Raw genomic sequence first — 11,589 nt, 5'->3', positions numbered from 1 at the left:
CGATTGGCGAGTTTGGTTAAAGCCAGTTGCCGGAGAAAAAATCACCGCTGTTGCTGATGAGCATGTCGGCTACTGCGTCGAAGATGGTGTCCACCTGGTCGTCGTGGTTGTGGCTGTCGTCGGCCGTGAAAGCTGCGGCCTCGGTGAGGAAGGTGGTGACCCACTCAGTGGTGCACAGGTCCTGCCCTCGGTGGTCCTTGACGTGCGTGATGGGCTTCCCCTGCTCGTCGTAAATAGCGGGCACGAATACCCGCCCGGATTTGAACCAGGGCACGGCATCCATGCAGCGGGTGACCTTGTTGGCGGCCGGGCCGCGCGGCTGCGGCTCTATCGGGATCGCGCCCTTTTTGCTGATGGTCTGGATCAGGCCGGTACCGCTGGATTTGTCCTCGACGCGCATGTAGCGCAAGGCCGCGGGCCTGAACTGGTCCCACGGCTTCCAGCGCTCCCACACCCGCAAAGCTTCGGCTTCCAGGTCACCGGCGTCCCACTTCCCGCGCACAATCTCGATGATGTACAGATTGCCGTCCACTCCCAGGCCGCAGTGCGCGAAAACCGAGAAGTCATGCTGCTCGCCAGTCTTCTGCGCGGTATCCACATAGACGCCACGCCAGACCAAAAATGGCAGCTGCTCGTAGGTCTTGAACCAGTCCGGGTCGATCATGCCGCCTGTGAGCGCTACGGGCTCCTGCTGGTACTGGCTGACCATGGTGTAGGCGTCTTTGTCCCACAGGGCCATCAGGTCGTGGACCGACTCCTTGGCCGGCCAGTAGGACCAGTATTCAACCCCGCCGCGCACCACTGACGGACCGCTGAAAACGTCGCGCTCTGCGTGCTCACGGATCTGCGGGGGCAGGCTGGCGATGTAATCGCGGGTCACCAGGGCCGGAACCTTGATGTGCGCGAAGTCCAGGCCCATGCCGCCCTTGAGCAGGAATCCCGACACGTCGTCCGTGTGCAGGCGCTGCTGAGTGCAGATGACAGGTGTATCAGGCGATGCGCGCCGGCTGCGTAGCGTGTTTGTGACGATCCGCTGGGCCTTGGCCCGCATGGTCGCCGAAAATGCGCTGTCGGCCTTCTCTGGGTCGTCCAGGTTGATGAAGCCAGTGAAGTCCTTGGAAATGTAGCCGCCCCGGCAGCCGGTAATCTGGCCGCCCGTGGAGCGGCTGAACAGCTGGTGCCGGGTGCGACCCTTGCCGTCGATAAGCGACCAGTTCTCGACATCGGCCTTACCCATCGAAACAGGCCAGAGCTCCTGGTACTCAGGACTGGAGACGATCGACCGGATGCGGCCAGAGTTCTCCACGACCAAGGAATTCGAGTAGGAGACGTTCAGAGTGCGTGTGCGGTCGCGCACGGTCATGGCATAGGCTGGAAGGTGGATGGACCAGTATTCGGTCTTGGTGCCACCAGGTGGCATGTTGAACACGACGTTCTTCAGTTCGCCATTGAGCACTCGCAGCGCTGTGTGGTCCATGTACCGGTGGTGCCAGTTGCAGAGCATCTTCATGCCCTGATTCAGCTGGAACCACACACGCATAAACGACAGGGGCGAGTGCTCACTGATACTTTTGGCGGCCTGCTTTTCCTCGATGCTCATCGCCTCCCAATCGAGGAGTGCGGTCATAGGCGGGCCAGTACGGATTCAAGCGCTTCTTGATCCACCTTGACCGTGGATTTCGTCTCGATGGGGGCTCCGTCCTTGCCGGTCAACTCGACAATCTGCTTGTCGAGGCCCAGGAGCTTGGCCTTGCCCATTGAGGCCGTGACCATTGCAGATGCCTTGCCGGTCTCCTTACCGAGCAGGCGAGCCTCTTCCAGCTCAGCCAGGAGCGAGTCCACGGTGATTTCGTGACGTTCCATGACCTTATTCCTTAACTCTTCTATGCGTGCCTGCACTTGAGGCCGTTGGAGGGTGTTGTAGCCTTCACGCTGAGCTGTTTTGTCAGCCATTTTTGCAGTGTTGTAGGACCGGCGGTATGCCTCGGAGGCGTTGCCGGTCTCGACATAGGCGAGGCAGAAAAGCTCCATTTTGTCGGTGAAGCGTTTCTTTGCCTTGCGTTCCATATGTCACCTACGGGTTGATCAGTTTCCACTTGTAGCCGACCCACTTGGGGATCTTCCCTGCCGTCAGGAGGGGCGGCTTTTCCTCTACGCAGCCTGCAGGAATAAGCCAGCGACCGATGTTTTGCGGGTCTGGATCAGCTACCGCTTCACCGATATAGAGCCCGTTCTCGTCTGTCTGGTAGACCAGGAGCTGGCCCTGCTGAAGTTCGACTTCCATCAGTACCTAATCCAATAGTTGGCAACCTTGTTCCGTGGGCGCGTTTCGGCGCCACCGGCTGGCAAAGTAGCCGCCTGGCTGCCAGTGGTTGTTAGGACGGCTTGCCCGGTACCCAGATTGACTAAATATCCGTTGGCCGCAATTTCATGGCTGTGACTCCGAAGCATGTCGCTCTGAGCGCTTCCAAAAACTCGCCCAGAGTCGACGCCACGTCCATCGTCAAATCCACGGACAAACTCGCCCCGGTAATCAGGAAGTCTGAACTGGAGGCTTGTTTCTCCACCGCTGTTGTGGGCTGTCCCGATCACCGCAAACAATCGTGGGTAGGAGGCGCGCAGCAGGACCGCTCCGTTGCACTTTAACCAGCCAGCGGCTGGGACATTGTTATGCGCTACCATCTTCAGATCGCCTGGATCGTACCCAATAAAGAAAGACGATCCGATATATCGCCAGAAACCTGTAGTGAGCGTGGGGTCGTTACCTGAATTGTTCGTCGTAATACTTTCGTAGTAGTTACCATCGGACGCGTATGTTGGCGCGCCGAGACCATAAACAGCCAGCGGATGCCAGGTCATTACGCCGTTACGCTCTAGACTCTGCAAAGCCGTGTCAGCACGGTTATGCCACCAGTTCTCGTGCCCGGCCGGTGGCGCGTCCTTGTCTTGTCCACCTTCCCAACCTGTCGCAAGGCGCACATCACTCGGCGTTGCGAAGCTGTTTAGGCTGTTGTCAGTCTCCACGCCCTGAGCCCAGCGAGTATTGAAAGGCTGTCGTGCCATCAGGCTATATCTCCAGGGAGAGTGAAGTTTGAGTATTCGTAGATCTTCGACGACGAGGATTCGATGTCATCGATATTCACCGGCAGAACAAATATCTCGCCGAGCCGGTCGCCTTGAGGTAGAGGAATCAAATCAAAATTTTCAATAAGATAGAGCATGGTGTTGTCCAGCTCTGAGGCGATACCAATATCGAAAGACTTGTCGCCATTGCACACCAGCGCAGTAACCTTCATGCCGATGATTATTTCCACCAGCTGAATGATGTCGTCAGCCGTTCCGTCGCTGATATTTCTTGCAATCTTTGCCTTGATGAGCCTGCGATAGAGGTCATTGTTTAGCGGCGAATCTGTTGACCCTCCGTCACCGATGTAGGGCGCGATGTTGTAATTGGTATAGCTGTCATTCCCAGCGTAACCAAACACATCGAACTCGGCGGCACGAAGAATCGGGCGCCGGACGCCAACAATACGGCCGATGATGTCCAACATTTCACCGGTCACATTATCGACGTCATAGCTTCCGTAAATTTGGCTCAGTGGCTCTTCCAGCTGTTGATTTGCGATATCTGGCGTGATGGTCAGCCAGCGCACCATGCGCTGCTTGTCACGGTATTCATTGATGATGCGCGACTTGGCTCGCTCGACATGGTCCATGATCATGGGATCACCGTTACTGCAATATTGGCGGTGTCGAAGGTAGCGATCTGGTCTATGGCCGGCTGTATCGGCACAAGCCCCTGCGATCCGGCACTGAGGCCAATGGTCAGGGAAGTGACATAGCTATCACCATATTTACCGAGAACCTTATTCACCGGCGTGTAAAGCCTGCCGGCGGCGACCTTTTCGCCGATGTCATACCCGCCTCTGTTGAAGCCGGTTGTTGTTTCACCGTTGAAAAGAGAGCGTGTCGAGTCGGCGACTATCGCCTGCTTGATCTGTGCGTCTATATCGCTTGGCAGATCCCCCACCTTTTGAAAGGTAACCGCCACGAAAATGGGCAGCCCCAGGGCACGACGGAAGGTCACAGTGTCTTTGTTGCCCGTCACGGGAGACGTCACCACTACTTTGACGCCGTTTGTGCCTGGTGCATCCACCCATGTCTCCGTCTTGGAGTTGTAGCGCGGAAACATGGGCGTTCCCGGATTGTGCTTCTGGTAGATAGCCAGGCCAACATCAACGTCTGAGCCGCCATTAACAATCACCGCAATGCCGGTGTAGGGAACTCCGTCGGAATCGAACGGAGAGACACTGCTGTTCTCCAGAACCCTGACGTCAGTTACACCGGGCACGCTCGCGAGATTGGCATGCATGTTGTCTCGCATATTGCTGCCCGCACGGGCAACCGAGTCATTTCGACGCTTGCGGAAATCCTCATTGCTCTCTGCGTCTTCGCCGGCAGTAGCTTCACCATTTGTTACTGTTGCCCATCCAGGGAACGGCGTACCGATGATATTCAGGTCGCCTGAGGATGCCAGTACTCGACCCGGAGTTGAGCAAGTGGCGAAACCGTTTGCCGTCTGGCTCACGCCTATCACAATGGTCGACGTCGTCAGCCATACACCATTATCAACCTTGCTGCGAACTTGTGAACCAGATGGGATTGCCGTCCCGGGTTGACCGGTGACCGTAATAGGGGCAACCGAATAGGTTGCTTCTCGGATCGGCACGCCTGAGATTTTCCCAATATCGCGCAGTGCTTCGCCAGTAGCGCTGTCGGGATCTTTACTGCGGAATGCGGCGACAACGGCCTCATCAAGATTCGCAAACAGTTCGGCTTCAATGCCTATTCGTTGTCCGTCTGGGCTATCAGGCTCGATATTCCACAGTGGATCAATTTCCAACGTTTTGGATTCGATGTCGCTCAGATACTCGCTCAGCGAGCGGCCGGTGATACCTTGATCAGTGATTTCAGCCATTAGACGATCGCCTGGACATAGTTGATTTCAGCGCTATCGCCAGATGCGCTGATGATTGATGCGCTAACAGTCAGCTCCCGAGTAGCGATGTCTGTAGTAAGGCTGAACGCCGTCATCCCGGCACAGCCAGGCGTCAGCAAGATTCTTTGCCGTATCACTGACTCTCTTGAAGCCAAAACGGACCCTTTACCAAGCACACTTCCAAACCAATCCGTACCGTCCGTGATGTCGAGAAACCACTCGCCGAGGAAGAATTTGAGACGAGTCAGCACATTTTGCGCGACCTCTTCTGCGGTGTAGCCTGTCAAAAATTCCTGACTGCCCTGTGCCAGGTCGCCGTCGGCGTCCAGTTTTCTTACTGTCATGGGTTCACCACTCCAGAGTTTCCGTTGCCCGATTGGACGCCGTTGTGGGTATGGATCTTGCCAATGTTCACGCCCTGGTTGTGAATGGTTGTCATGGTCGTGACGGCTTGTTCGAAATTCGCAGGACACTTCACATTCAGTGACACACCGCCAATCTCAAGGGACTTGTCATCATGAATCCAGAAGTAGGCGGAGCCGTCATTGCTGCGTAGGCGGATGCCCTCGTTTGCGAAATCAGATATCGCGCCCGGAACGGATCGCACGCCTGGGATGAAGTAACAATCATTGATAGAGAAACGCCGCGGCTCGGACTTCACCGCTACGCCACCTTGGTCAACCCAAGAATCGATGCACTCCTGCGAAAAGAACAAGACGCCCTCGGTGTTGTTGGCAACCCGACATTCCAAAGTGCCTCCGGCCGCCCCCCAGAACTGAACAGGGACATGGATGATCGGACGCCGCGGCTGCTGCATGCCCAGGCGGTCCTCCAGCATCAGCCCGATCTGCACTTCTGCCATTTGGGTTGCTGGATCGAAGCTCAGGACATGCCCAGGCACACTGGTTCGCATGTTGTCTTTCAAGTACTCACCGAATATTCCGCGCAGCATTTTGGAGTACTCGGCCTGCGTTCTTGTGGAAAGCGGGTCGCTCATCGTGTTGCCCTTTGTGAAATGCCGGCCTGCGCAGCCGCGCTGAGACGCAGGCAGCTAATCTGGCTCTCCCACTGATCACCATGGGAGTCGCCGGCGAACACCAGCGAGTTGACCTTGTAGTAGCCTTCGCCGATGGTCCGGGGAACGTCATAGAAGAACGCTCCGGAGAACTCGAAGCGAGGCGCCATTGACTCAAGTTTGATGGTGTCGCCAAGTTTGATCTTGGGGTTGAGGGTGTAGCGGATACCCACCTCAGTATCACTGACTACGGGCGAGCCGATCATTCCGGTGCCAGCACTGATCACGTAGATCTGATTGTCCAGCGCAAAATCGCGCTTGATGATCTTGATTGCCCCGTTCTCAACCATCCAATCGAACTGGTAGGTCTCGCCCAGTTCGTTCATGCAAGCGGTAGGGCTGCCTTGAAGCACGGTTCCACGCGAGCGACGCCTGAGCTCCGAAAAATCCCCATAAAATTGGATCTCAGCACCAAATACCGCTGCGCACTCCTCAATGATCTGGACCGGATCTGTTTCTGGAGACAGGGTCAGGTTTATCAGGTTCTGATCGCGCTCCTTGGCAGACGACTTGCAGAAAAAGCGAATTCCCCGAGTAGCGCCGCCGTCCTCAAGATGAAGCTGAACGTTCGTGATCTGGCCGATGAAGATCGAGCCGAACAACCCGTCGTAGCCCGCCTCCAACGAAATGAACTCATATCTCCCTGTAGAGCCGTCGCCGAGCATTTGTCTGGATGCATAGCGCGAGACGTTGTAAATGGTGATCTCAGCGACACTGAACGCGCCGCCGGCAAAGTGAGTGACCTGGAATGTGATTCGCAGCCCGTCCTGGGCGGGGTTAGTTTCGCTAGGCCTCATTTCGTAGACCCGCGACCCCGTACTACGCCCTATCTTCAGGCGGTAGTTGCGCAGGAAGATTTCATCATTCATCGGACCACACCAGCATGTTGTCGATGCCTAGGTTTTCCGGCGTTGCTGGATCGCCCTCCAGGGTTAGCGACCCGTAGGAGATAACCGGTGGTGGGTATAACCCTGCCAAGAGGTTGACATTCGGTAGCAGGAATCGACCCATGGTGAGCGGCACGCCCAGGGCGGTCAGGATGTTCACCCGGAATACTTCAAACCGCACCATCCATTGGAGCTCAATGGTTACGGTGTTTTGCCCAAGACGGGCGACAAAAGTCTGAGCCGGCAGTGTTTGCACGGCTACGCTGTAACGGCTCATGGAATTACCTCTACGGCGGCGTCACCCGTGGAAACCATGGGCGCGCCCTGCGTTGACACCGTGTCGTTCTGCATGAGCTGGTCGGCCGAAGTGACGCCACGACCAACCGTAGAACGCACAATTCGAACCTGTTGTAGCTCGGCAATGAACACCAGTCCGTCCTCGTTCTCGGGACGGGTACGCTCATCCAGACGGACGATGATCATGTCCCGCATGATCTCCTTACCGGTATCGAGGTCGAACCTGGCGCGAGCCTCCAAGAGTGCTGTCAGGGACGCCCAGGCAGTGGATGCCCTGGTTTCATCCCCGCCAGATAGCAGGTAGGCGGAGACGGCGCTAATCGCCGCGCCACCAATGCCGCCGACCACAGTCGCCAAAGCGCCGGCCCCCATCATCCCGATATCATCCAAGCCAAGTCCAAGGGGGCTGTTGGACACGGCTCCTGTCAGCAGATAGCGATTTGGCAGAAGGATCGCGTGATCATTGGTGTTGGCACCAAACTCAACAGGGTATTGCGTCAGGCTGATGGCCTTGCTGGTGATGCCCTCAAGCTTTGCGTCGAACTCAAGCGGGCCGATCTTCGGCAACGTCTTGGTGAAGATGCTCATCAGGCTCATAGTTCGGGGCTCTTGAAATCCTGCATTGTTCGCTCGGTCATCATGCCCATCTGCTCATTGAGGACCTGCTTGACCTTTTCGGTATCTGCCCCGCTGATGTGGTACACGCGGTTGTCGGTGTAACTGGCGGCGCGATCACCTCGGCTCGCCGCCTCGCGGTCCCGCGCCTTGTCGTCGATACCTGGACGCTCATACTCTCGAGACACGATTGCTGCAGCATCATAGGAACTGGTCGCGGTGCGCAGGCTCTTGCCGGCGGCGCGCTCGTTGCCCTTGGTGAGCTCGTGCTGAATGAACTCAAGCTGTTCGGCGCCCGTGGAGTTGCGGATGTCCTTGCCGTACTGCTTGGCGAACTCTGCTTGCCGGTCCGGGTGCCACTGGGCGAGACCATAGGCTTGGCCGCTGTCACCGGATGCGTTTGCCTTGAACCCGCTTTCCTGCTCCAAGTTGGCCGCTATCCCTTCGGCCTGATCCTGAGTCCAACCCTTAGCCATGAAGTAGTCAACGACGGCGGCCACCGCCTCACCACCGCCTTTCTTCAGGCGGTTATTCAGCAGGTCAGTGTCCTCGCCGACGTTCAGGCTGCTGGAGTACAGAAGAGCCGCCGCGCCGCCGCCAGCCACGCCGAGCATGGAAGCCCCGGCGCCGGCGGCAGCAGCACCACCAGCCGCCCCGGCACTTGCCGCGCCCAAGCCAACCACGGCACGCAGAGCGGCCAGGCCTTTGAGTGCTCCAGCACCGCCCATGAGGATCAGCGCCGCGGACACCAGCTCAATGTTGTCGGCCAGGCCACCGAAGAACTCCTTCAGGCCTGAGTCGATCAAATCCTTGTTGTCGCGGTAGAAGGCAACGAAGTCCTCGGCCATTTCCGCGAACGCAGGGGTGAGCTCGCCAGCTATGGTGTTGCCGATATCGGTGAACACCTGGTCAAGCTCGCTGGTTGCGTGCGTCAGCCGGGCAGCATCCTCGATCTGCTTCTGCGTCATCAGGGCAAGCTTGCCCCTGGAATCCAGCTGCTTTTCGACCTCATCGCGGCCGCGCATCAGCAGACGCACGGTAGAGTCGTCCAGGCCCAGGGCCTGGCCCGCCAATCGCTGATTGAGGGAGCTCATGTGCTCGAACTCGCCCGCGATACCAGCCAGGGCCTCGGCGGTGCTCTGCGCGCCGATGATCACATCCGGATTCAGGCCAAGCTTAGCGACGTCGCCGAACCACCCCGTGTCGCCGGTGATAGGGGATGCCATCAGATCCTGGATCTTCTTCATCGCCGCGAAGGCGTCCGAGGCATTGCCGCCTTGAGCCTTCAGCGCCTGCCCGAGCATCTGCACATTCTGCGTGCTCATGCCGGTCAGCTTGTTGAAGTTGTTCAGTTCGGTGCCCGCGCTTTTGAAATCTCCCACTACCTTGTCGATGGCGAGCTTCCCAGCCATTACAGCTCCGAGCTGCAAGACTGACTTGGTGAGCCCTCCAAACGCCGCGTCGGCCTTCTGGAAGGATTTCTCGTCGACCTTCATGCCGAGGGCGATCAAGAAGCTTTCTAATACTTTCAAGTTCAGGCCCCCTGAAAAGCAAAAACCCTGCGAATGCAGGGCTATTTTTGGATATTTGCTCTGGACAGGTGCCTGGCATAGATCATCTCGTCCATGACCATGTTTGCCCGCTTAACCCAACCAAGTGAATAGGTTCCATCCGTCAGGTCGCGATAAGTGCACAGCGGCGGGCAAAGCCCTGGAATACCTACACAGGGCCGCCATAGCTCCCAGTCGACAGCGGGGTTGATGCGCTCTCCTGACTCGAATCCTGCTCCGCGGCTGAAGCGGTAGATTTCTGGAAGAGGGTCAGGAGTGCGGAAAAATCCTCAAACGTCACTCCGAGCGCCAGCACCACGATCGTGAAGTAGGTCTTCAGTTTTCCGGAGAAGTCTTCGAGCGTCAGCGGTGTCGTGGAGCCTTCCTTGAATAGCTTGCCCAGCAGTGAGTCACAGATGAAATTGAAGTCATCCTCCGGCATTCGAGCCAGCATCGTACCTACGATGCCGCCGGCGACCGCTACCGAAGAGCTGGCGCCAACCTCGGCCAGCGCCAGGCCCCGGATCATTGGTTCAACACCGTACTTACCCAAGCGGAACAGCACGGCCCGCTGCTTCTCCGCGCTAGGCATGGCGAAACGGTACGTCACGCCGTCATGCTCGACGGTACGAATATGAGCTTCTGCCTGATTCATACAAGGACGCCTTTGTTGAATTCCATAACGAAGGTCGCGTCATTCATTCCCGGCCCCCCACGAGCCATGGACTTGCCACGAGTGATCACGCCTTCTGAAAAGACCCCGCCCTCCAAGCCGGCGATAGAGGCATATGAACCGGAAACCTCGGCCTTCGCAGTGATTTGTGCCTGCAAGGCCAGAGCTTGCGGACTTCCGGGCATCAAGTTAACCGTCAATCGAACGCCTGGATTCTTGCGATGGAAGCGAACGGCATTGCCGCCCAGGCCCCGGCTAAGATTCGCCTGATCATCGATTGGCTCGACGGTGAACGGTGGGTCAGTGCGACCCCAGTCGTCCAGCACGCCAACGCCGGTGATGACCACAATGGTGTTTTCTACAGAAAGGTCTGAAAGTGCCATGCGTTATCGCCCCTTATTCAACTTGAACCGTCACGTCGACGGCATGGATAGCGCCGGCACGGAACAGACGCATAATGATCGGCGCGGCCTGGCGATCGGCTCGCTCTGCATCAGTTATGTTGCGGATGTCTTCAGCCTTGGTCAGCACCTCGTAGCCGCGGCTCAGGACCTGCTCACCGGTTTCGTCGCTCGGATAGAAGCGCTCGCCCAAGTAACCGTTGTCGATGAAGCGCTCCCCGATTTGCGATGCGGCATCGATCAGCACCTGCTGGCCCGCTGCGGTCTGGCGCAGCTTGGTCGGCACCTTGGTCAGTGCGTTGTACAGATTGATGGTCAGGTAGTTGACGAAGGCATCGAGGTTGAACACATCGTCGATGTACTCGCCAAATGTGGATGTGGTCTTTGAATTGATGACCCGGCCCATGTCCTTCTCGCCACCGGTTTCCACTACGGTGTAGAAGACCGCGCCTTTTTGCTTCATCGCGGAGTAGGCGGTCTGGGTTAGGTCTTCGGCATCGATACCTGGCAGCTTCTTGAACTCGCCGGTAATGGTGGAGTTCGCGGCGTTGAAATTCACCCTGCTGAACACGGCGGCGATCTCGAAGCCCTCGTACAGCTCAGTGGCGTGGCTGGCGATGAACAGGCGACGAGAACCTTGCACTACAGCCTTGCTCACGATGTCGGTGGTTACCGCAGGGTCTCGAACCGTTGCTTGGTTGGTGGTGTAGGCGAAGAATTTGCCGGCAGCGTCTGCTGCTTCTGCCAGCGCAAGCACGTCAGCGTCGACGGCGCGGATGGCGGTTTCGAACTCGAACCAGTAGAACCAGATGCGCTTGTTGATCGCATCGTTGAAGGACTGAACTGGTGTGTGCTCTTCGACGCGCAGGTAAATACGCAGGGTCTTGGGCTTCGGCAGCGCCGAAAACCAAGCCAGGGCCGCCTTGTATGGATCGGACGCGATATCGAAATCAACGGCCACAGCTGCGGCTGAACCGTAATCGCGATAGGTTCCTTCGACAAATCCCACATCGCTGGATGAATCGAAGTCGGCGAAGACCATGCCAGCGCCGAAGTTGGCAGTGCCAAGGCCAGCCGAACTGATCAGCGTGT

15 protein-coding genes are annotated in these 11,589 nt (G+C 57.5%); all 15 read right to left on the bottom strand.

Annotated elements, in window-relative coordinates:
- Positions 1–16: 16 nt before the first annotated feature.
- The 15 genes from terL to ACLEJR_RS24060 all read right to left on the bottom strand — a co-directional run bounded on the left by terL (position 17) and on the right by ACLEJR_RS24060 (position 11,539).
- The gene (gene terL, locus ACLEJR_RS24130; protein ID WP_440817038.1) at positions 17–1,627 is read right to left on the bottom strand and encodes a phage terminase large subunit; all 1,611 of its coding nucleotides are present in this window, start codon (positions 1,625–1,627) and stop codon (positions 17–19) included.
- Positions 1,624–2,067, bottom strand: coding sequence for a terminase small subunit (locus tag ACLEJR_RS24125; RefSeq protein ID WP_440817036.1), 444 nt, complete (start codon positions 2,065–2,067; stop codon positions 1,624–1,626). The genes terL and ACLEJR_RS24125 overlap by 4 nt, the downstream gene beginning before the upstream one ends.
- Before the next feature lie 7 nt (positions 2,068–2,074).
- Positions 2,075–2,284 (bottom strand): hypothetical protein, encoded by a 210-nt coding sequence (locus tag ACLEJR_RS24120; RefSeq protein WP_440817034.1) that lies wholly within the window; start codon positions 2,282–2,284, stop codon positions 2,075–2,077.
- Positions 2,284–3,063, bottom strand: coding sequence for a phage tail protein (locus tag ACLEJR_RS24115; protein ID WP_440817032.1), 780 nt, complete (start codon positions 3,061–3,063; stop codon positions 2,284–2,286). The genes ACLEJR_RS24120 and ACLEJR_RS24115 overlap by 1 nt, the downstream gene beginning before the upstream one ends.
- The gene (locus ACLEJR_RS24110; RefSeq protein ID WP_440817030.1) at positions 3,063–3,722 is read right to left on the bottom strand and encodes a DUF2612 domain-containing protein; all 660 of its coding nucleotides are present in this window, start codon (positions 3,720–3,722) and stop codon (positions 3,063–3,065) included. Before ACLEJR_RS24110 ends, ACLEJR_RS24115 begins: the two co-directional genes overlap by 1 nt.
- Entirely contained in the window at positions 3,719–4,978 is a 1,260-nt protein-coding gene (locus ACLEJR_RS24105; protein WP_440817028.1) for a baseplate J/gp47 family protein, read from the bottom strand. The genes ACLEJR_RS24110 and ACLEJR_RS24105 overlap by 4 nt, the downstream gene beginning before the upstream one ends.
- Positions 4,978–5,343 carry a hypothetical protein gene (locus tag ACLEJR_RS24100; protein WP_440817027.1) on the bottom strand — a complete coding sequence of 122 codons (366 nt, stop codon included), beginning with the start codon at positions 5,341–5,343 and terminating at the stop codon, positions 4,978–4,980. Before ACLEJR_RS24100 ends, ACLEJR_RS24105 begins: the two co-directional genes overlap by 1 nt.
- Positions 5,340–5,996, bottom strand: a complete 657-nt coding sequence (locus ACLEJR_RS24095; protein WP_440817024.1) for a Gp138 family membrane-puncturing spike protein — start codon at positions 5,994–5,996, stop codon at positions 5,340–5,342. The genes ACLEJR_RS24100 and ACLEJR_RS24095 overlap by 4 nt, the downstream gene beginning before the upstream one ends.
- Positions 5,993–6,943: a baseplate hub protein gene (locus ACLEJR_RS24090; RefSeq protein ID WP_440817022.1), complete on the bottom strand. Its 951-nt coding sequence runs from the start codon at positions 6,941–6,943 to the stop codon at positions 5,993–5,995. The genes ACLEJR_RS24095 and ACLEJR_RS24090 overlap by 4 nt, the downstream gene beginning before the upstream one ends.
- A complete protein-coding gene (locus ACLEJR_RS24085; protein ID WP_440817020.1) occupies positions 6,936–7,238 on the bottom strand; it encodes a phage baseplate plug family protein in 303 nt (100 codons plus the stop codon). The genes ACLEJR_RS24090 and ACLEJR_RS24085 overlap by 8 nt, the downstream gene beginning before the upstream one ends.
- The gene (locus ACLEJR_RS24080) at positions 7,235–7,855 is read right to left on the bottom strand and encodes a phage baseplate protein (protein WP_440817017.1); all 621 of its coding nucleotides are present in this window, start codon (positions 7,853–7,855) and stop codon (positions 7,235–7,237) included. Before ACLEJR_RS24080 ends, ACLEJR_RS24085 begins: the two co-directional genes overlap by 4 nt.
- Positions 7,852–9,405 carry a phage tail tip lysozyme gene (locus ACLEJR_RS24075; RefSeq protein WP_440817015.1) on the bottom strand — a complete coding sequence of 518 codons (1,554 nt, stop codon included), beginning with the start codon at positions 9,403–9,405 and terminating at the stop codon, positions 7,852–7,854. Before ACLEJR_RS24075 ends, ACLEJR_RS24080 begins: the two co-directional genes overlap by 4 nt.
- 187 nt (positions 9,406–9,592) lie before the next feature.
- Complete coding sequence (locus tag ACLEJR_RS24070; RefSeq protein ID WP_440817012.1) at positions 9,593–10,078, bottom strand: phage tail assembly chaperone; 486 nt, start codon at positions 10,076–10,078, stop codon at positions 9,593–9,595.
- Complete coding sequence (locus ACLEJR_RS24065) at positions 10,075–10,479, bottom strand: hypothetical protein (RefSeq protein WP_440817009.1); 405 nt, start codon at positions 10,477–10,479, stop codon at positions 10,075–10,077. The genes ACLEJR_RS24070 and ACLEJR_RS24065 overlap by 4 nt, the downstream gene beginning before the upstream one ends.
- A gap of 13 nt (positions 10,480–10,492) precedes the next feature.
- Positions 10,493–11,539, bottom strand: coding sequence for a DUF3383 family protein (locus ACLEJR_RS24060; protein ID WP_440817007.1), 1,047 nt, complete (start codon positions 11,537–11,539; stop codon positions 10,493–10,495).
- Positions 11,540–11,589: the final 50 nt, after the last annotated feature.

Source organism: Pseudomonas sp. SMN5, from assembly GCF_052041925.1.
Lineage (GTDB): Bacteria > Pseudomonadota > Gammaproteobacteria > Pseudomonadales > Pseudomonadaceae > Aquipseudomonas.
The sequence above is the reverse complement of the archived record's forward strand: the minus strand, read 5'-3'. Positions and strand labels throughout refer to the sequence as shown.

Bases quoted from the DNA above. Each gene is read 5' to 3' on its own strand.
- terL (WP_440817038.1), bottom strand. From the start codon at position 1,627: ATGACCGCACTCCTCGATTGGGAGGCGATGAGCATCGAGGAAAAGCAG.
- ACLEJR_RS24125 (WP_440817036.1), bottom strand. From the start codon at position 2,067: ATGGAACGCAAGGCAAAGAAACGCTTCACCGACAAAATGGAGCTTTTC.
- ACLEJR_RS24120 (WP_440817034.1), bottom strand. From the start codon at position 2,284: ATGGAAGTCGAACTTCAGCAGGGCCAGCTCCTGGTCTACCAGACAGAC.
- ACLEJR_RS24115 (WP_440817032.1), bottom strand. From the start codon at position 3,063: ATGGCACGACAGCCTTTCAATACTCGCTGGGCTCAGGGCGTGGAGACT.
- ACLEJR_RS24110 (WP_440817030.1), bottom strand. From the start codon at position 3,722: ATGATCATGGACCATGTCGAGCGAGCCAAGTCGCGCATCATCAATGAA.
- ACLEJR_RS24105 (WP_440817028.1), bottom strand. From the start codon at position 4,978: ATGGCTGAAATCACTGATCAAGGTATCACCGGCCGCTCGCTGAGCGAG.
- ACLEJR_RS24100 (WP_440817027.1), bottom strand. From the start codon at position 5,343: ATGACAGTAAGAAAACTGGACGCCGACGGCGACCTGGCACAGGGCAGT.
- ACLEJR_RS24095 (WP_440817024.1), bottom strand. From the start codon at position 5,996: ATGAGCGACCCGCTTTCCACAAGAACGCAGGCCGAGTACTCCAAAATG.
- ACLEJR_RS24090 (WP_440817022.1), bottom strand. From the start codon at position 6,943: ATGAATGATGAAATCTTCCTGCGCAACTACCGCCTGAAGATAGGGCGT.
- ACLEJR_RS24085 (WP_440817020.1), bottom strand. From the start codon at position 7,238: ATGAGCCGTTACAGCGTAGCCGTGCAAACACTGCCGGCTCAGACTTTT.
- ACLEJR_RS24080 (WP_440817017.1), bottom strand. From the start codon at position 7,855: ATGAGCCTGATGAGCATCTTCACCAAGACGTTGCCGAAGATCGGCCCG.
- ACLEJR_RS24070 (WP_440817012.1), bottom strand. From the start codon at position 10,078: ATGAATCAGGCAGAAGCTCATATTCGTACCGTCGAGCATGACGGCGTG.
- ACLEJR_RS24065 (WP_440817009.1), bottom strand. From the start codon at position 10,479: ATGGCACTTTCAGACCTTTCTGTAGAAAACACCATTGTGGTCATCACC.
- ACLEJR_RS24060 (WP_440817007.1), bottom strand. From the start codon at position 11,539: ATGGTCTTCGCCGACTTCGATTCATCCAGCGATGTGGGATTTGTCGAA.